Raw genomic sequence first — 21,996 nt, forward strand, 5'->3', positions numbered from 1 at the left:
GTAAATGCTAAAATACTAACGAAACTAAAACCCGGAGTTCTCGCGGTAAAGAGTCCTCCCACATTAGTACTAACGACAAGAAACTAAAACTTAGGAGCCACTGTTCCAGAACCACCTGAGCCAGAGGGTACTAACGACAAGAAACTAAAACTCACAATAAAACACATTTTCCTTACCAGCTACAGTGTACTAACGACAAGAAACTAAAACGTTATAATAGTTGTTACATCCAAAAAATGAATAAAGTACTAACGACAAGAAACTAAAACGGAGGAAGTGCTAAGCTGTTGAAGTTCTGGGTCTTCATGTACTAACGACAAGAAACTAAAACTTAGTAAAAAATTCTACATTTGATGTAAACATTTTAGTACTAACGACAAGAAACTAAAACTGCGTAAGATTTCCACCAACTTCATTACCACGTACTAACGACAAGAAACTAAAACTTATGTCTTCAACTCCCCTTATTATAGGAGAAAGGTACTAACGACAAGAAACTAAAACTGCAGACGTCTGTAGTTTTACAGTATAATAATATAGAAGTACTAACGACAAGAAACTAAAACTTGAACAGTAAGCCTTATCAAACGGCATATCCAGATGTACTAACGACAAGAAACTAAAACCTGTAGTTGTTTCCCGTATTGGTAAATAGGAGAAAGGTACTAACGACAAGAAACTAAAACTCAAACTTCTCGGTGAAGAGGACATGGAATGCAGGGTACTAACGACAAGAAACTAAAACGTGCCGGTAGTGCCGGTGCCGGTGGTAGTGGTGGGTACTAACGACAAGAAACTAAAACTTTCCACCATTAAGCGTATATGATGTGCCGTTAAGCGTTAGTACTAACGACAAGAAACTAAAACCCGAAGTGTAGACAGTCTGAGTAAGATTTCCACGTACTAACGACAAGAAACTAAAACCCCTGAGTTCAGTTTGAGTCTGGTTTGGTAAGGTAGGTACTAACGACAAGAAACTAAAACATATGGCTATTTTTAGAGCTACAATTTCAACTGTTTGTACTAACGACAAGAAACTAAAACATTTTCGAAATGCCTTAAGCCCTAACTCGATTTCGTACTAACGACAAGAAACTAAAACAGAAATTTTAATGTGGGGGGGTGTATTTACCGCGAGGTACTAACGACAAGAAACTAAAACGAAAATCCCGAGAATTTTGATCCGCTTTTAGACTTTGTACTAACGACAAGAAACTAAAACTACAGGCTAGCATGCCCAATCATCTACCTTCAGGGTACTAACGACAAGAAACTAAAACTAGCTCCAATTTGGTAATTCTACAGACCAGTTGAAGTACTAACGACAAGAAACTAAAACAGAGATCGACAAAGACATTAGGGAACCTAATGAAGTACTAACGACAAGAAACTAAAACATAAAAATTTCCACAAGAGAAAGCTGAAAAAAGAGTACTAACGACAAGAAACTAAAACAATAACTCTGGTACTGGTATCAGTAATTCTAATCCATATGTACTAACGACAAGAAACTAAAACTTACATGGTATTGGGTAGGTACAGTTTGGGACAGAGGTACTAACGACAAGAAACTAAAACAATCTTGTTTCCATTAACGCGAGAGCTTCCTCTTTTGTACTAACGACAAGAAACTAAAACTGTACATAGAGAGATGGGGCGATTTTGTTAGAAGCGTACTAACGACAAGAAACTAAAACCTAGTAACCTTCTGGTATTCATATAATAATGGAATATCGTACTAACGACAAGAAACTAAAACTATCTACAAATCGTGTTGTTTAACGATCTCAAAAGGTACTAACGACAAGAAACTAAAACAATCCAAATGATATTATTCAGATGAAATTAATTGTGTACTAACGACAAGAAACTAAAACATAAACGTAATTGAATGGGACGGCGTATCGGACATGTACTAACGACAAGAAACTAAAACGCATCAGAAAGGACTTCTGGTTTAGTGGGATATTATGTGTACTAACGACAAGAAACTAAAACCCGACACTGTATCGCTCTCCGTGGACTGACCCACAGTACTAACGACAAGAAACTAAAACGTTAACCCGTTAGATACTAGTGGAAACATTAAGGTGTACTAACGACAAGAAACTAAAACTGGTCGCTACCCGCATAGACCTTCCAGGCAGCCGTACTAACGACAAGAAACTAAAACATGAAAGATGTTACCATGTGGGATAATCATACCTGTACTAACGACAAGAAACTAAAACATCTCTAGTTTCCAAAGTAATAAAGGGGTTATCAGAGTACTAACGACAAGAAACTAAAACATGAGAGATGGAAGATTGATGATAATTCCAATAAAAGTACTAACGACAAGAAACTAAAACAATACTCATATGATTAAGATAACCGGGGTGGTATATAGTACTAACGACAAGAAACTAAAACTCCATCCCCTAAATTCTGCGTTTTGTTTCTTTACTTGTACTAACGACAAGAAACTAAAACAAAATGAATCTATCAATAATATATGGTTTTCTCCAATGTACTAACGACAAGAAACTAAAACTCGCCAAGCATCGATGGTTACGTCGTATTTTACAAGGTACTAACGACAAGAAACTAAAACAATTAGTGCGGTAGATTTAAGGGTTAACGTATTGCAGTACTAACGACAAGAAACTAAAACAACACAACCACATTGAACTATAACTATACAAAACGTACTAACGACAAGAAACTAAAACTCTTTTTCATTATTTTTGCTCTGGTATAGACGTCTTGTACTAACGACAAGAAACTAAAACTAAGACTTATCACGCCAGTAACAAATATCCGCTTATGTACTAACGACAAGAAACTAAAACCCTTATTTACCCAGTAAACATAGAGTCCACTAAGTACTAACGACAAGAAACTAAAACGAGTATCTAAGGGGGGTCAAGATAGGATATATTAAGTACTAACGACAAGAAACTAAAACTCACGATGAGAACCGAGGGAAAAAAGGCATATTGTACTAACGACAAGAAACTAAAACTATTTCTGAAATCACTGGCAACTACATCAGCGAAGTACTAACGACAAGAAACTAAAACTTTATGTTTTTGAACCTCCGGATCATCAAAATCGATAATCTTGTACTAACGACAAGAAACTAAAACGCCATTGAGTCAAGTTAGAGACATAGTTGCTACAAGTACTAACGACAAGAAACTAAAACATGTGAAAAAAGGGAGACAGCGAAAAAGATAATAGGTACTAACGACAAGAAACTAAAACTGGCTTAGGGACTTAATATATCCATGTGGTTCCGTTCCAAATGTACTAACGACAAGAAACTAAAACCTCTCATCTCAGCAAATAATGCCACTTTCAACAGGGTGTACTAACGACAAGAAACTAAAACCTAACACCCCCACCACCAAAAAACCCCGGTAAGGGTACTAACGACAAGAAACTAAAACATCGAGAGGAATAAGCGGATATTTGTTACTGGCGTGATATGTACTAACGACAAGAAACTAAAACTCCATGGGTTGTCCTAGCATTTCGTAATCCTCAGTACTAACGACAAGAAACTAAAACACACTACACAATAGATATCGCTGATCGTGAAATGCTGTACTAACGACAAGAAACTAAAACTAGTTGCTGCTCTAATTTCTTAAGCCTTAGTTTGTACTAACGACAAGAAACTAAAACTTCTGGATCGCTTGGACTGCTGTGGTAGTAGTCTGTGTACTAACGACAAGAAACTAAAACATTGCTTGCCAGATCGTTGAGCAAAGGTGATGATGTGTACTAACGACAAGAAACTAAAACTAGCGCATATTCCAGTTGCTTGTAGATTCCTAAATCGTACTAACGACAAGAAACTAAAACGCCAATTCTCTGTTGGTAGCATCTCCTAGTGTAAAGTTGTACTAACGACAAGAAACTAAAACAGTGGAATCCAGGCTACAACCAATATATTAGTGTAGTACTAACGACAAGAAACTAAAACACTTGGACTGATGCAGTACCCCCAGTAATCGCCTCATAGTACTAACGACAAGAAACTAAAACCTAAATCCAAACATCTCTGAAAGCTTATCGGTAAAGTACTAACGACAAGAAACTAAAACTAAAAACGACACGATGGTAGTGCAAACGGTTGAGAGTACTAACGACAAGAAACTAAAACATAATGAGGGCTGGCGCTGCGCGGTTTGAACTGAAGGGTACTAACGACAAGAAACTAAAACGCTCCTAGGGACTATTGGAGGGGCATTTATCTTAAGCGTACTAACGACAAGAAACTAAAACGAGGAGGGTAGGTTTGTGGGATGGCGATATCTTAGTACTAACGACAAGAAACTAAAACTTGTTCTCCCCATCTGACACTGTACCTTTCAGAAGTACTAACGACAAGAAACTAAAACCAAAATCCTAATTCTTTTCAAATTCCAGCTGGTAGTACTAACGACAAGAAACTAAAACACCTTAATATTATTAGTTTGGTAAATGATCTCTTGTACTAACGACAAGAAACTAAAACTGGCTTTTCCAATACCCCCACAACAACAATATCATCGTACTAACGACAAGAAACTAAAACACGAGTATGTCTGCATAAAAACAAAACAAAGGTATTTTGTACTAACGACAAGAAACTAAAACATTACTCACAATTGGTGTAGTTATAATTATCCTATTGTACTAACGACAAGAAACTAAAACTGTTTTAATTTAGGATTTATTGGTGAATATGCAATTGTACTAACGACAAGAAACTAAAACTTTCAACGTATTTGTATCCAAAATCTTGTTGACGAGTACTAACGACAAGAAACTAAAACATGAAAATGAGATACGCCGTCTTAGATCAAAACAATGTACTAACGACAAGAAACTAAAACATTAGCCGTAAAGCATTTACAAGGACAAACACAATGTACTAACGACAAGAAACTAAAACTGGTAACCCAACTTATGAAATTGCCCCCATACCAATTGTACTAACGACAAGAAACTAAAACGCAAGCTGCCGGAGTACCAGGTTGTCTCCAGGCTAGGCTTGTAGTACTAACGACAAGAAACTAAAACGTGGTTACAGCAGCTTTCCCAGTGTTATCTTGTACCAATATATTGTACTAACGACAAGAAACTAAAACATTTCAGGGTTCTCTCCTAGCTCGATCCACGCTTTGTACTAACGACAAGAAACTAAAACATAGCAGAAGGTGGTATGTTAAACATAGTAGCAGCGTACTAACGACAAGAAACTAAAACTACTTGCCGTTAAGCCTGAAAACACTGCCATTGATTGTACTAACGACAAGAAACTAAAACTTTGACGCTCCTGCAGGACTTCGATTCGAGATAGTGTACTAACGACAAGAAACTAAAACACATAAATCTGGGGGGCTACTGATTTTCATGGCTTGTACTAACGACAAGAAACTAAAACTTGTAGGGAACAAGATGTTGAGTTTGCCGAAGAGATTGTACTAACGACGAGTGTGTGGACAACAATTTCATCCACCCCCCTTAAAATTCAATTTTATTCCAACTTATGTCAATAGATTTCGAGTAAACTGTGTTGAGGAATATTTTTAACCATCTCGTCATTGTGTTTCTTGTTAAGTAAGGTGAGTGCTAGGAAATCAAACCCATTCATCTTCTCGCCCTAATAAAATAACTTAACCCTAAAAATACTTTTCCACAATAAAGAAAATTCAATTTATATCAACTAAATTGTTGTCCACACACACGCTATGAGTAAATCAAGTTAAGTAGATATAGATCTAAAAATAAACTATGGATGTAAGTGTCTTAAATACTGATACTTAATTTACGTTGCCATTACATAAGTAGTTGCTAAAGACTAAAAAGGATCCGACCAAAAACTTAAGTGTAACTTATGCATGTTAGACATTCTTGCTTCATGCCTTTTGACTCTAAATTATGCAGACTGAACCCCAGCCTCTATCAGTTAGATATCCTATCCCTTCTTGAAATATTGAGTTCTTGTTAACCTCAACATTAAGCTTAACCGTTGGCATGAGTCCCAGTTTCATTTGTGATCTCTTCCCTCTCTCGAAACCTAAGGATACAACCCTATACGTTATTTTACCTTCTATAGCTTCGATATTGACTTTTTTATCATCCCAGCTTACTATATTATCATCATCTCTTGGATCAACTATGGCGGGAGAGGCTAGTAGCACTTCATTCCTTCTTATAAGCTTTCCCACATCGTCAAAGTCTATTACTTGGATTTTCGCTGGTCTTGACTCTCCTCCAAAAGGTGCAACAAAGCCATTTATCTTATCCTTGACATGTTCATCAAGAGAAACGTCTATCAGTACTCCATACCTCTTCGCTTTACTTATTATTTTATTTGCAATTAATTGTAGGTTAAGCATCTTCTCCATGTATATGTATCCCTCTTTTGTGATTTTCTTTTTTCTATCTAAGCCTATACCTAATCTATGCTCATACCAACCCTCATCAGTTTTAATATTTATGTCATTATTGCATCTCAGTTTTTGGGGATATGAATGGACACATAAGACCTTTTCTGTTTCACTCTCTACGTAAAATAAGGGACCTCTAAACTTTGGTACTGGATCATTGTCCTTTATTATGTTATTTATCACCAAGGTATATTTCAAGAACCCATAGATAGTCGATGGTAGGGGTAATGGCTCATAATACCCTGTATTAATAGACCCTGAAATTAATATTGAGCTTACTCCTCCCCACCTAAAAATCGTAGAGCTTATTGGAGTTATGAGGAGATACATAGGCATCACCTAAAATAAGTCCGCAAGCGACGAAATCATGTTGAGATAAGCCTCCTTTACCTTATCTTTAACTATAATACATTCTCCTAAATCCGTTATTTGAGATATCATTTTTAAAACGCTTTCGGAGACTTTATCGTTCTTAGCGTTCCTGGAGACAGTCCTCTTAACTAATGACTGATAAATCTCTGTATATAGATTAGCCTTATCACATGCTAGGACCGCATAGTCCTCAAGTGCCAGCGAATCATATATGAAGCTCCTTGATAAATCTTTATTCCTTATTTTCTCGTCTATAGAGTTTATGAGGTCAATAAATTGAAGTTCAATTTTATTCCCTTCACTCATCTTCAAGGCGGAAAACTCCAATTTAGCCATCCCCCTGCCCGATGACACGAACAATACGTCCTTTCTCTTTATCTCATTCTTCTCCGTCTTATTCATCTCCCCTTCCACTCTTATATCGTCAGTCCTTATCACTTCATCTTTTAATTCTAAGTAATAGTTAGCTAGGGATATAGACATAGTCAGCGGATCCCTATAGTGTGCTATAAATAATGCATAACTTCTACCGTAGGTCCTCAAGGAGTCTACTACTATCCCATTAAATGACTTAAACCCGTCAAACTCAGTGTTCGGATTGTCTGAGTATTCCCAGTAGGCTTCTCTAGTCTTCTTAACACTATCTAATACCACAAACTTATCCATATACCTTACTGGAGATAGTGCCAATATATCATCTCCTCCCAGGTAAATTGGGTATGCCCTATTTTCCTCAAGGAGCTGTTTATCTACTATAGCTTGCATAGTTAGTGTCCTTGAGAGGGTGTAAGCATACGACATGGTTATAGGGACACTTTCTAAATTTTCATTAGTATTATATAGCTTCTTTCTAGCATCTTTTATCTCATCCTCCACCTTATTTACATCCAGTTCTATCGTGTACCCTATTTCTTTTAAATATCCTAATACTGTATTTAAGTACTCTTTTAGAGTCATGAGTTTACCTTCCTTTGATAATAATATCCCTTTCCATAACTTACCTAAATTATCCCCGTTAGCCTTCACAATAGCAAAGTAAAGGTTTCCATATTTCTTTAGGTTTTCTTTGTCAAGTATAACAAGCTTTTCACACGCTTCTTTGTTCCCAGAGTAACACTTACAGTAATTTTCCGCGATTGCCGGGGTTTCAAATAACTTGTTTATCCAATCTTCTTTAACACCTATTTCTTCACTGGAGTCAGTCGAAACTAAATTTCTTACTTCGTCTTTCATGTGATAAGCAAAGTTTAACATTGCTAACTCTGATGTAGAGGGGAACCTCCATTTATACTGACTTATCAGAAGATCTAGTTTTTGCACAACGTTAGATATTACTTTACCCTTTAGTAATCTCTTTATTGCGCAATATGGACATAGCCTATCCTCGGCGTTATTATCCTTCACGTCCAACTTGTCCCCATTATCATAAAGTATAGCAGGAAGTACCCCACATACTGTACAGATCTTGAAATCGGTTTTTTGAGTAAGTTTCTCTATAGTCTTAATTATTCTACTCCCGTAAGAGTACTTCACCTTAGTGTACAGTAAAGCTTTATTCAATAAGTATTCAAAGAAAAGAGAATAGGTCAGAGGTGGAGTGTGATCACAACTAATCTCAGCTCTTACCTTTTCAGAGAACTCCTTGTATATCTCACTTACCTTAAAGACCTTTACAATTGGTCTTATTGGAGGGATCTTCTTAGCCTCTTCAAAATATTCTTTTTCTAGTTCTTGTTCTTGAGGAATTTCGATTCCTTCCAACGCTATTTCAGCTATTGTTCTCCAAACTTCATTAAACCCATTATATACTTCGTCAGTTATTTTAGTCTCATCTTCCTCTGGAAGTAGCAATATTACTCTCTCTGACATCATGGCTATCCTAGGGTAATCTGTTAAACCTGCGTATTTTTTGGCGTACTCCTTAACTTCCTCCTTTACGCTTTTAGAGACTGAGTTATATAGCCACGCTATAAAGAAGTGGTTTAAGCTAAGCTCTGGCCTTAAGACAACGTCTGGACCATATCTCTCTACAAACCCCTTTATAGAATTCCATAAAAGGACGGATGTGAGCCAGCTCGATGCCCACAAATCCCTCGACTTCCTACTGTATGATATAAACTCTTGAATTGAAGGGATCTCTATTACCACGATGGATCCCTTGAATTTCACTTTACCTCTTTCACAGCTTATTATGTTAGTCATCGCTGCAGTAGCGATAGCGTGATCAAAGATTGTATGAGTTGGAACTCTTGTATCAGCTAAGGGAGGAGTATTAGGAAAAATTTCATACCATAGTAGTGGTGCTAAGAAGTAGACTAAATGATACTTAAACTTGTTTTCCTGGTTTACGATCTTACTCAGCTTATCTACGTATTGTTTAACTTGATTTTCTGATACATTTCTTTGGCTCTGGCTCCTAAACCTGTATTCTGGAGAGAATAAGTTTAGTTTAAAGGATATTTCAGTGACTATATTGGACTCTTTTTTATTACTGCTATACAGCTCGCTTATTACCCATCTATCTATAGTAGATGATAACTTATCAGCTATCTTAACATATTGTGGGAATGAGTTATTAATTCGTATCCCTAATTTTTCTAATAGTTCTTTAGCGTCTGCTTCGTGGCCTCCACTATCAGCCAAGAACGTCTTTCTCTTAGCTATATTCCACGCTTTCCAAGGGGGGTCATGAAAATAAGCAATCATTTTGTGGTCTAGGGACATGTTTGATTAACCTCCAATAGTTCTAAATCACCATAACCCCTACTGGTCCTCCTACCCCAACCTGACTTCATTGAGAGAATTAAGGCTCTAAGTAATGTGATAGTAACGCTTTCCTTCAAGTTAGATTTACACTCTTCTAAGACTTCTTTATCGAAGGCTATAAATGTCTTGAACTTGACCCCTTCATTTATGGCTAAGAACTTGACTGGCACGGGCTGAACATCATACTCGTCTTTAGCCCTACCATAGTGCGGGTTTATAATATCATATGTAAGGATACTATTTTGAGGAGCTTCAATTGGATAAGCGTCGAGGAAGATCACTTTACCCACTCCCCCTTTACTACCAAAGACACAATCGGTCAATACACCGTTGTTAGTAAGTTCCATAAAATGGTCCCTCAATATTCCTTTGATTTCGGAAGCTGGTATATAGGGGGAGTCTAATATGAGGTCCCAAGCTAATGGTACTTCAGTTATGAAATATAAGAGGCTCCACCCAGCAATGAACTTACGTAATGTTTTAAAAGTGAGAGTCATATAACATAGGTCAGAGTTCTTCAGAGAGGTTTCTAAATCGTTTAAGTGGGCCTTAATCAGATCATAATTTGGATTATAATTTATCAAATCCCTCATTATATCGTCTTTCAGTTTAGCCTTATCTTTAGTACACCTTATCTCAATCCTATACCTCTGAATTGCACTTAATAGATTATTGGGCATTTCTTACACCACGAGGCTATTGAGTATTACTACCTCCACATAAATCTTTCTTTATTAAGTTCAATAGCTCCCTTGTATAGTTTTGTATAAGACCTTTCAACCTATCATCGTAGTAGTTCACATTTGAATTCCCAAATGATAAATTACTCTTCTTATTAGCAAGCCGTAGTTCAACATTGTACCAGATCTCATCCTTATCCACTTTTGACGAAATTATATCAGCTACTTTAAGTCTATGCTTCCCTGTTTTCTTGTGCTTACCTATGTGTACAATTTCTTTACTTTGATTCAAATTATCATAAAACGATAAGAACGGTAATATATATATATCATAGGAATTATCCTTCTTGACGGGTGTAACTATGAACATTGACTGCCTTCTCAACATAGTAAGATGCTTCCCGTTATCCTTAAAGTAACCGGTGTCTCCCACATTTCTGGGAAGACCAAAGATCCACGTATGTATATATGGAGCCGGTTTCTTTTTGCGATCGTTTTTATGTTCTATTCGGTATACATATATCTTGAAATTTGACTTTAAGAAAGCATCTTGAATTATTTTTAATGCAATAATTACATCGCTCTTATTACACTGAGTATTAGTTATCACGTCCACCGCCTCATTATTACTCTTGTCCACTAAAGGTGCTAACGGTACTGCTGAATTTTCCCATTTGTTGACTTTATTGGTCTTAACATTCTTATTAAAATTGTTATAAAAGGTTCTGAAGGCTTGCTGTATGTCACCGCTGATTATGCTTTTACATATATTATCGGCGACCTGGAGGTTGCAGTTCAGTGGAAGGAACCTACCAAATCCTCTATTAGCCCCCTTTCCTATCCCTATATATGCTAAAGTGATTAAAGTCCCCCCGACAATTAACTCGTCATAACTCGTATTATTTGACGTCCTCAAGATCTCTAACATAAAATGCATTTCATCTAATGGGAGATAATCTTGCTTATCGTCCTTCCCCATTAATACTAATTTTACCCTTGCTAAGTCTGAGTATTTATAATTTTGCGTTCTTGATTCACAGTCCTTCACCTTAAACATGTATTGAGATGCATTATTAGTAGAGCCCAAAATTTTAGATACATATCCTTCAGCTTCATCATAACTACTTAGATCATTAGCTGAGAACCTATTATAGACCGTTCTGAGGAACCACCTGAGTCTGCCCACTATTTCGTCCTCATCTACGCAACTTGAAGTATGCCCCTCATAATCTCCTCCCCACCAAGGAGTCACAGACTTAAAATTGATTCTTGCGGCAACCCTTTTCTCGTAGTAATTATTCACTTCCTGTTTTAGAGAATCTAGTAGGGACTTTGGATCTATGGTCATAATGGTAACGCCTCCAATACCTTTTTCAACTCATATAAATATGGTAAGAGTAGCCTTTCATCCCTAAAGTCAACGTTATCAGTTATGTTCAAAAGCTCAGTATAAAGCTTATCGTCAGATAAGGAGTCAAGGTTAGGAATAGGTTTACCTATTTTCTTTAGCGCTTTGATCAAGATTGATATATACCCAGTATAACCCACACCCTCATCTTTTTTTACCTCATCGCACATATCTTCAAGAGATTTCTTGTCATCAGATTCTATATACTTTAAGACATTCTTTAGTTTTTTGTAATTTTCTACTTTTGAGAGGTAGAACATAAATGCAGATGAAAAACCGGCTGTAAGCATTAGGGAAGGGAAATCAACTGCTCTCCTCACCAGACCCGCCTTCTTATCTTGCTCATAAGCGTTTGCTTTTTCGCTCTTTTTACCTTCGTCACTAGCTACACATCCTACTACTTTCCTACCAATATCAGCCGCAAATTTAACGTACTCATTATTCATGAAATTCACCTTTAAGACTTCTTACATTCTATTACCTTCATCTTTATAAGACCCTTTCCAATAGTCTCCTTACCTCCTATGAATACCGCCTTGTTGTTAAAATTTTCCAGAAACTGCTTGGCAACGTCATTACCACTTTTAATAAGATCCTCGCATACACTATTCTCTCTATCCCCATCTATAACTCCTCCTATTAATATTGTACCGTGGGGTATGTACTCTTCGGTCCAGATATTGTTAGACTTTTTAGTCTTATCTACAAGCACGTTTCTTGTAACTCTAATTAGTGAGGACTCTACGAGTTGTAAGCCTATCTCGTTATCTAGTACGTAGCTCTTTTCCCTAATGAGCTTACCAAGGTTTCTGATCTCGTCAGTTAAAGTAAGTACTTTCTTACTACTCACACTGCCTAGGAGTACGCTTATACTTTTACTTTTATCCTCGTTATCCTCTTTATATAGAGATTTAAAGTCACATTCGAGAACACTTAAAAGGTCTTCCACCCTATTAATCAGATACTCAGTAGTAATATACACGTAACCTTCATTTAAGCTAGCTGTGGGGTATAATATTGGTATGAGATCCGTTAATATAAATTTTCCCATGTTAGAGGTATCTTCTGTCTCGCTCCCGAAAACACAAGTAGCCAAATCTTTTTTATTCTTCTGGAGAAGGTGGGACTTTAACACTCCCTTAAAACTTGAACCATAGATTATTGGGTACCCCATGGAGTCTCTCTGGAACGGTAGATCTACTACTCCGGGAGACCTCCCAGCACCTACATGCACTGGCGTTACAGCATAGGAAAGAAATAAGTACTTCGACCCCATTATTATTTACTCTACAAAGGATAATATAAACATTTATGGAACCTAGTTAATGAATTTCTGACCCTTTAATATGAGATCTATCACAAACAACTTTATATTTATTAGTCTCAGTTCCATACATGCGGACGTAGTACTATTATATCGTGTAAACGATGCTAGCCCATTTACTCCCACCTCCTTTAAGGACATCACCTATACACTACATTGTGTACACCTCAAGGTACGCGCGATAGCCGTCAATCGCCTACGCTTGGGCTAATTTACATCTCTTAAATATCTTCACTTCCGAGAACACTGCGAGCATTTTTAGACTATTAAATCTTGTATATCTCCTCTTCATTTCAGATTGCATTGCTCAATAAGTCATGAAAGCTGTATCTTTTTCATTACTATCATCATATTTGAGCTAACTTGATGAGTAAAGGGTAATTATCATCTATACTTCCACTTAAGGTGACAATTATTACTCTAAGGTACGTACCCTAAGCCCTTAATCTGTATACGGCCCCCCTAACTTGACCACATACGTAATAATTGTTAACTTATTAGCTTTTTCGTAACTTAACTATTAGATTCCCAAAACAATAAATTACTTCGTATTATGACGGCTTATACAAACTCAAACCTCACCACAAAATACTAGTTATTCATTGTCTCCTCTTACTACAACCATTCAACTAATAAACTAGGTTTACGGAACTGAGACAATTAGAGAATTAAACCTCTTTCTCCTTTTTATAATACATCTTTAAACCGGCTAAAAACTTGAAGAGTCTCCCCCCACCAAAGAGTGCACACTCAACTGTCTCTTCTTCACAACTCTATTCCTTATCTGATTGTCAGTCATGTTAACTGTCCTTTTCCCCTTAGATAGTTTACTTCATCGATTCATCTTTATATTTCTCGTGTATCGAGAGAATCAGAGAACCATTTTTTATGGGGAAGTGTTATATCTTCCAATCCCTTGTGGGACGCATCGTAGTATATTCCCAGTTTACTTCAATGTATCAAGTTTTGTCTTTCAATCCCTTATGGGATGCATCTTGACAACTTAACAGTAGACGATATCTATAAGCTAATAAGCTTTCAATCCCGTTTGGGATGCATCTCTTCTACTTGAGTCCACATTCGGACTTGACCTCTTCGGCTTTCAATCCCGTTTAGGATGCATCTTTACGCAATAACAGCATATGTTCAACTGCCTACTGGCTTTCAATCCCGTTTGGGATGCATCTTTAATTCTCCAACTCCTTCAACATAGTAAGCTACCTTTCAATCCCGTTTGGGATGCATCGAAAAAGTACTGCGGAAATAGGGAATAAAATTATAAATCTAACTTTTAATCCCGTTAAGGATGCATCAGAGTTTTTTTGGTAAAAGAAGGTAAAAGTATAAAATTTGACTTTCAATCCCGTTAAGGATGCATCAAATGTGTGAAGCACAAATCGATCCCCAAATCCAGGAATTCTTTCAATCCCGTTAAGGATACATCTCGTGTTCTTAGCCAATTTGTACAACAAATAACAAAGTGACTTTCAATCCCGTTAAGGATACATCTTGAGCAGACACAGGAATAGCATGGGTTGGAACAATTTAGCTTTCAATCCCGTTAAGGATGCATCGAGGAAGATAAGGACACTGATCCTCGTAACTGATGGCATCTTTCAATCCCGTTAAGGATGCATCGGAACCGTATAAGGAATACATACATAGGGCATGGGGGACCTTTCAATCCCGTTAAGGATGCATCAGGTGGTGAGACATTCCTTTACCTAAATCAAACTATAACTTTCAATCCCGTTAAGGATGCATCAGATCCACCTAGCGTTACTAAGTTTACGGAAAGAGAGACTTTCAATCCCGTTAAGGATGCATCGGGATCTTTGATGTAATTTACGGTCTATCGTTCCTAGGCTTTCAATCCCGTTAAGGATGCATCGTGAACTGGGATTACTAAAGTGGGAAAATGAGGATAAGCACTTTCAATCCCGTTAAGGATGCATCAAGCCACAATATTATGCTTTAGCAAAAATACAAGTACATACTTTCAATCCCGTTAAGGATGCATCGTCTATTATATGTCACTGATTACCAATGTTAAAATTGACTTTCAATCCCGTTAAGGATGCATCTCATATAAGCTGTATGATTGCCATACAATTTTGTAAACCTTTCAATCCCGTTAAGGATGCATCAGTAAACAAACATTTGCTCTAGTTCAGCAGAGCACACAGTTCTTTCAATCCCGTTAAGGATGCATCCATACCGAATGGGGCACAGAGTCACAATGTTGCTTATGTCTTTCAATCCCGTTAAGGATGCATCAAAAAATCAATTTCTATAGTATAAAGATTTTAGAAGAAATCTTTCAATCCCGTTAAGGATGCATCAAAAAAATATGATATAAACTTTTTATACAAAAGATTTCTATTCTTTCAATCCCGTTAAGGATGCATCCAGTCTCAAACCACACAAACCCAAATTAAACAAAAATCCTCTTTCAATCCCGTTAAGGATGCATCTTGATGAGAGCAGACCCAGTAACAGCTATGAATTCTTTTTACTTTCAATCCCGTTAAGGATGCATCTTTTTTTATACGCAGATGTTAATAAACTGAAAATAGTTTACTTTCAATCCCGTTAAGGATGCATCGTTTGGATGCTGGGTCTGCACCGTAGTCAAGAACGATACTTTCAATCCCGTTAAGGATGCATCAGTAAACAAACATTTGCTCTAGTTCAGCAGAGCACACAGTTCTTTCAATCCCGTTAAGGATGCATCCATACCGAATGGGGCACAGAGTCACAATGTTGCTTATGTCTTTCAATCCCGTTAAGGATGCATCAAAAAATCAATTTCTATAGTATAAAGATTTTAGAAGAAATCTTTCAATCCCGTTAAGGATGCATCAAAAAAATATGATATAAACTTTTTATACAAAAGATTTCTATTCTTTCAATCCCGTTAAGGATGCATCCAGTCTCAAACCACACAAACCCAAATTAAACAAAAAATCCTCTTTCAATCCCGTTAAGGATGCATCTTGATGAGAGCAGACCCAGTAACAGCTATGAATTCTTTTTACTTTCAATCCCGTTAAGGATGCATCTTTTTTTATACGCAGATGTTAATAAACTGAAAATAGTTTACTTTCAATCCCGTTAAGGATGCATCGTTTGGATGCTGGGTCTGCACCGTAGTCAAGAACGATACTTTCAATCCCGTTAAGGATGCATCTATAAAAGGTTTATTAATATACGTTTTCATAATTTCTTTCTTTCAATCCCGTTAAGGATGCATCAGGGTGGCTAATGAGAGATGGTGAAACTGTTGAGATACTTTCAATCCCGTTAAGGATGCATCCGGACATACTAATAGCGCTTAGCCAAGAACCTTTAACAACTTTCAATCCCGTTAAGGATGCATCTTGCAGAGTTCACAGGTCACAAGTTAACTAAAAGACCTTTCAATCCCGTTAAGGATGCATCAGTAAACAAAATGTGTTGGTCTACAAACTTAATGTCAGAGATCTTTCAATCCCGTTAAGGATGCATCAAATCACTATTTTTTAGACCTATGTTTTTACAAAATTATACCTTTCAATCCCGTTAAGGATGCATCACAAAGAGAGCTATGAGCTTGGCTGTGACTGTCATGACTTTCAATCCCGTTAAGGATGCATCATATTCTCTTCTAACACTTCATAGTCTTCTAATGTGTTGCTTTCAATCCCGTTAAGGATGCATCCATCCCTATTAACATTAAGGATCCCAGAGGATGGGCCTTTCAATCCCGTTAAGGATGCATCAAAAGGCTAGTAGTTAAAGATGAGCTCAACGTTTACGTCTTTCAATCCCGTTAAGGATGCATCTGTGATGAATATTATTCGTTATGAGCCCCTAGATTTTAGCTTTCAATCCCGTTAAGGATGCATCACTATTTTTCTCTTGATGTGCCCCCTAAATTTTGTGAACCCTTTCAATCCCGTTAAGGATGCATCAATATCTCACTGATCTTATACTTTATCATTCCAATCTCCTTTCAATCCCGTTAAGGATGCATCTGCGAGATAAGGAAAGGAGTCCAGCAATCGAATCAATCTTTCAATCCCGTTAAGGATGCATCTAAAGATTATTACCTTATTATAAGGGTGAAACAAATGACTTTCAATCCCGTTAAGGATGCATCTTAAAGTCAGTGATTGGTAATAGGAAAATTATTGGACATTTCTTTCAATCCCGTTAAGGATGCATCAAGAGGATAGCTGAGAAGTTTAAAGAGAAATATGGAGTCTTTCAATCCCGTTAAGGATGCATCGTTGAGAGTAAGACCTAGGGAAGGGTTTGATATATTTGCTCTCTTTCAATCCCGTTAAGGATGCATCTAAAAGGTGCGGATAAGGGTAAAAAGTACGTATTAGACTTTCAATCCCGTTAAGGATGCATCCTAGCGTTGAAACGTAACATCACTAGGAGCGAGCTTATACTTTCAATCCCGTTAAGGATGCATCAAAAAACTAATTTTTCGATTTTTTCAAAAAGGCTTAACTTTCAATCCCGTTAAGGATGCATCGTTACTCACGACATGGTCTTTTCGGCAATAAAGAGATTAACTTTCAATCCCGTTAAGGATGCATCAAACCTATGGAAAATTAACCCCTTAAACTTCAAGATGTCTTTCAATCCCGTTAAGGATGCATCCCAGATACATCGCCAGAAGGTACACCGAAACTGTTATACCTTTCAATCCCGTTAAGGATGCATCTGATTTCTTGTGATCTTATGCGAAATCTTGCGAAATCTCTTTCAATCCCGTTAAGGATGCATCAAAGAACCTGCAGGAACTCTGGCACGGGATAAAAAATAGCTTTCAATCCCGTTAAGGATGCATCATCAAGGTAAACCCTCAGACTATATAGTGACTCCTTCCCTCTTTCAATCCCGTTAAGGATGCATCTTGTTTACTCCCCAGTGTACACTTAATAAAAAAAGGACTTTCAATCCCGTTAAGGATGCATCCTAATATAATCTAGATCTTTGCCCTCCATTTTATAATAACTTTCAATCCCGTTAAGGATGCATCGCTGGGCCAACGACAGAAGCTACATCTTTCATTGCATTATCTTTCAATCCCGTTAAGGATGCATCATATTCAAAGTGCGTATACTTATAAACTCTCTGACATTTTCTTTCAATCCCGTTAAGGATGCATCCTTCTATAAACTGTTGAATTTCCTCTTTTGTCCCAATAACTTTCAATCCCGTTAAGGATGCATCATATCATTCCAGCGGATCAAATGGGAAATCATATCCACGTAACTTTCAATCCCGTTAAGGATGCATCTGATTTGTTTATTAACCCCTATGCCTTATCTTCTCCTTCCCCTATAATAAATTTTACTTTACTCACCTTCCCCTATCATGCGAGGGTTTTTCCTAGTAATAGTCTTTAACGTTTTTCCCTCGCATGGACTTTTAATTTATTTGAAAGTTTGGGTTAATTTATAAACGTTTAATTCACCAAATGATTATCGCAACTCTCGCATTGAGACTCATACTTTCACACTTTTAAACCACTTAATGAAGACGGATAAATACTGTTTGAATTAACGTACATTAGGGTTGTTACATCGTAATAAGACGTTTAAAGATTTATTGAAAATGATAGAATATATAAAACGATTTTTAAGACTACGTTATAGTTATGTTTATAAAGAGGCTTAAATAAGCGCGTTGTAACGTAAAAATTGGATTGACGTTAGAATAAAAAGGTTTTATTAGGATATAAAATCTATTCTTCTTATATCTAAATAAATCTATATTTTCCCCCTTTTATATATACTATACACGTGAATTAGCAATAATTTTTACTTTATATATACTATACACGTGAATTAGCAATAATTTTTACCCATATTTTTCTGTATCTTTTGCTTTTCTTTCATAGTTGAGGAAAGCTTCATAGGTGGGGATGTAAAAAATATTTCCATTTTGTGGTGTGTGGACAACAATTTGGTTGTTTTGATATAAATTGAATTTTCTTTAGATGGAAAAGTATTTCGTGTGAGGCAACTCATCTATTGGGACGAGTAGATGAATGGGTTTGATTTCCTAACACTCACCTTACTCAACAAGAAACACAATAACGAGATGGCTAAAAATATTCTTCAACACAATTTACTCGAAATCTATTGACATAAGTTGAAGTGGACAAAATTGTTGTCCACAAACCTCGTCTGTGTAGACAACCTTATAGGATAGTAAAGAAATCTCTTTAACTTTATTTTTACTCTCCTCTAACAGAAAAGAACATTATCTGAAGCTTATGATCTCTCCATACGTTATGGGATTCCTTTATACCTAAAGGAGACCAAAAATTTGGGAATCTTAACACAAAATCTGGGGAAGCGTTGTATTTTCCTGAAAAAGAATGAAGGCTTCTTAAAGAGGTTTATAGGAAGTTTTAATATATTATTATCTTTAATCTATTTCTTTGCCGTAATTTGGCCTCATTTTCCTTTCTCTGGTATATATTACGATATAGATAATTAAGGGGCAATATGAATACCTTTTTATCCCGGTGCCAGACGCTTCATACATGAATTGGTATTATCTTTATAAATGTTCTTTACTTTAGACCAAATATACGCTAAACACCTAGGAAATATTTCAGAAGAGCTTAGGGGTTGGAAATAGAACGAACCGCTATTCTGTAATCAGCGTATCCAGTGTTATAGGAATATACCTTACAGGAGGAGAGACGTCTATCTGAAGTGGTTGAGGAAAGTAGAGGAGGATAAACGAAACCTACGCAGAAGTATGAAGGTACGGGAATCGGTTAAGGTTCTCTCTGGCCGAGGAATTTTATAATTTTATGAAGAAAATCGAAAAATATAAGAGTATACCATTAAGCAGGGGTACATAGGACTACGCTATAAACATAAGAAATTGATAAAGCAGTAAATAAATTCGTTTTTTACGAAATACTACCTACATAATAGCGTAGAATACCAAATTGGTAGATAGTTAGTGGGTAAACCAGAACGTAAGGGCTGCCGTGTTCATTCCACTAGTACCTACGATAAATGAAGACGGGGGAGAGCAAAAGTTACGAAATTACGTTAGCAGGATATACGAAAGTAATTTTGAAACTCGAATAAATTTCAGTCTCCTAATGCTGCGTTAAATGCGAAGAAAAATTAAATTCGAATTTTAAGATAATAAGCGATAGACTAAGGGAAGAATTTCTGGAAGGGAGGGGAAACTGGAAATTCTAGATAAGGTAATTGACCCAAGGGTACTGAATTACTGTAATCCGTAATGCTTGTAACTTAATGTATGTGGAGGGAAGACTAAAAGATGACTGAAGACTCAAGCCATTGCTTGAAGAGTGCTCTAAAGCCCACTAGCTATGAAGTGGTGAAGGTGGTAAACCAGTGAACCGCTCTAAGGGGAGAAGGTCAGCCTCATAGATAAACCGTAGTCGTGGTAGTACTTAAGAGATTGTCAGCCCCTTACCCTAGAGCAAAGGTGATTTAAGTAACATTGATTAAGTAGATCTCTATATATAAATTATGAAAAAATATGGGTAATAAGATAGTAATTGCCTCCTGGGGAGACCCTTCTGCATGGAGAAAAGTGAAATACTTTGGCGAGCAGACGGATAAAGAGCCCGTTGAATCGATATCCTCACTCAAGCTGATCAGCGAAATGTTTAGTGACATAGAGAAGTTCTACATATTCGTACAAGATTCACTAGCCCAAAACCTAAGATACACGAAGACGTTAAGTCGTGTGCCGAAAATGAAAAACTATACTCTAGTATAAAACGCAGCTCTAATACACAATCTGAAGACGTGGCCAACCGAGAGGATAGGCTCCTACAAGGACCTAGTGGAAAAGGTCCGTAACTATATCTCTTGCATAGTCTCTAAACTAGGGATAAAAAATCACGAAGTCCTAGTACTCCCCTCACGCATAGAGATCAAGTTAGAGAGTGAACCTACACCATACTACACCTCGTTCAGCTCTACCTCCGACTACGACTTCATGTACTCAGTGGGCTTAGTAGCGCTCTACGAGAAAATAAACCAAAACGTGGAGGAAATAATCGTCGACACTACGCACGGGATCAACTACTTCACGATAATGACACAGCTATTAGCTAGGGACTTAGCAAGTATACTCTCGGTAAAGCAGAGAGAGACTAAGGTAAAGGTTAGCTACTACAACGCCATCCCCAAGACCATCGGCGAGTTCTTAATGGCTAAAGTGTACAGTGACGCTAAGCCTAGCATAAGGGCACTTGACCAGCTGAGTAACAACGAACTGCGTATAGCTTACAACACCCTAAACTATAACGCTCCACTAGCCCTCGTATACTTCCTAAAAGAGTTTAACGAAAAGATCCCTAAGCTAGACGAGATTTACAGTAAAGTGAAGTTAAGTGAGGAACAGGGGAAGTTGAGAGTAGACTACAACCTCATAGGGCAGGGAGTGAAGAAGATGAACGACACTTACCTCAAGCTCTTGATGAGGACAATTAAGGACAACTTCAACGTAAATGGGGACGTGAGCGTAAAGCTACTCAGGGACATAACTGACATAGTATACAAGCTCATATCAGAGGCTTCGTCCTCTATCATCATACGTGAGCTCGACAAGTTGTTCAATTGCGTGAGGGATAATGCAGAAATGATAGCTAGTAAGGGCAAGGTGAATTATAAGGATATATACCCTATGTGTACTCAATCTAACACCGGAGAGGCCCAAGGATGTGAGGAAGTCTTAAGTGAAGATAATAAGAGGAACTTCATAGCCCACGGAGGGCTGCTAGAGGAGATCGTTGAGATTAAAGTCACTAATGAAGTGAGCAAGGAGAACATATTCCTATCGTACGGGAAATGTTGGGAAAAAGTTAAGGAATTCCTTTCGAAGTAGTCTAGGCAAAGCCTTAAGTGGGGGTAGACCGCGTTATGTCCCCGTTTTACCCAGTCTTGACGTGTAGCAGGAAATATCTTATTGGTCAGCGTTACCATTAACCTCTACATAGGACCTTTACTATAACCA

General features: G+C 37.2%; 7 protein-coding genes, 1 pseudogene and 2 CRISPR repeat arrays. Of the genes and pseudogenes, 2 read left to right on the plus strand and 6 right to left on the minus strand.

What is annotated here, in order from left to right; genetic code table 11:
• Nucleotides 1-66 precede the first annotated feature (66 nt).
• A CRISPR array of direct repeats spans nt 67-5,416; the repeat unit is 24 nt; unit sequence GTACTAACGACAAGAAACTAAAAC.
• Nucleotides 5,417-5,906: 490 nt separating this feature from the next.
• From BFU36_RS00005 to cmr4, 6 genes are read right to left on the minus strand one after another with little or no spacing between them, the layout of a single operon-like run.
• Nucleotides 5,907-6,755, minus strand: a complete 849-nt coding sequence (locus BFU36_RS00005; protein ID WP_069284491.1) for a type III-B CRISPR module-associated Cmr3 family protein — start codon at nt 6,753-6,755, stop codon at nt 5,907-5,909.
• 9 nt (nt 6,756-6,764) lie between these two features.
• Nucleotides 6,765-9,521, minus strand: a complete 2,757-nt coding sequence (gene cas10, locus BFU36_RS00010) for a type III-B CRISPR-associated protein Cas10/Cmr2 (RefSeq protein ID WP_069281281.1) — start codon at nt 9,519-9,521, stop codon at nt 6,765-6,767.
• On the minus strand, nt 9,512-10,243 hold the full coding sequence (cmr6, locus tag BFU36_RS00015) for a type III-B CRISPR module RAMP protein Cmr6 (RefSeq protein ID WP_069281282.1): 732 nt from the start codon (nt 10,241-10,243) through the stop codon (nt 9,512-9,514). The genes cas10 and cmr6 overlap by 10 nt, the downstream gene beginning before the upstream one ends.
• 16 nt (nt 10,244-10,259) lie before the next feature.
• Nucleotides 10,260-11,591, minus strand: a complete 1,332-nt coding sequence (cmr1, locus tag BFU36_RS00020; RefSeq protein WP_069281283.1) for a type III-B CRISPR module RAMP protein Cmr1 — start codon at nt 11,589-11,591, stop codon at nt 10,260-10,262.
• Complete coding sequence (locus tag BFU36_RS00025; RefSeq protein ID WP_069284492.1) at nt 11,588-12,097, minus strand: hypothetical protein; 510 nt, start codon at nt 12,095-12,097, stop codon at nt 11,588-11,590. Before BFU36_RS00025 ends, cmr1 begins: the two co-directional genes overlap by 4 nt.
• An 11-nt stretch (nt 12,098-12,108) precedes the next feature.
• Nucleotides 12,109-12,927: a type III-B CRISPR module RAMP protein Cmr4 gene (gene cmr4, locus BFU36_RS00030; RefSeq protein WP_069281284.1), complete on the minus strand. Its 819-nt coding sequence runs from the start codon at nt 12,925-12,927 to the stop codon at nt 12,109-12,111.
• Between the two features lie 1,018 nt (nt 12,928-13,945).
• A CRISPR array of direct repeats spans nt 13,946-18,271; the repeat unit is 25 nt; unit sequence CTTTCAATCCCGTTAAGGATGCATC.
• A gap of 2,240 nt (nt 18,272-20,511) precedes the next feature.
• Between cmr4 and BFU36_RS14515 the strand changes: the two are divergent.
• Nucleotides 20,512-21,156 (plus strand): annotated as a pseudogene (locus BFU36_RS14515) (CRISPR-associated DxTHG motif protein); the annotation flags it as partial.
• Between the two features lie 303 nt (nt 21,157-21,459).
• The gene (locus tag BFU36_RS14520; protein ID WP_409349232.1) at nt 21,460-21,867 is read left to right on the plus strand and encodes a TM1812 family CRISPR-associated protein; all 408 of its coding nucleotides are present in this window, start codon (nt 21,460-21,462) and stop codon (nt 21,865-21,867) included.
• The last annotated feature ends 129 nt before the right edge of the window (nt 21,868-21,996 follow it).

Source organism: Sulfolobus sp. A20 (assembly GCF_001719125.1).
GTDB lineage: Archaea > Thermoproteota > Thermoprotei_A > Sulfolobales > Sulfolobaceae > Saccharolobus.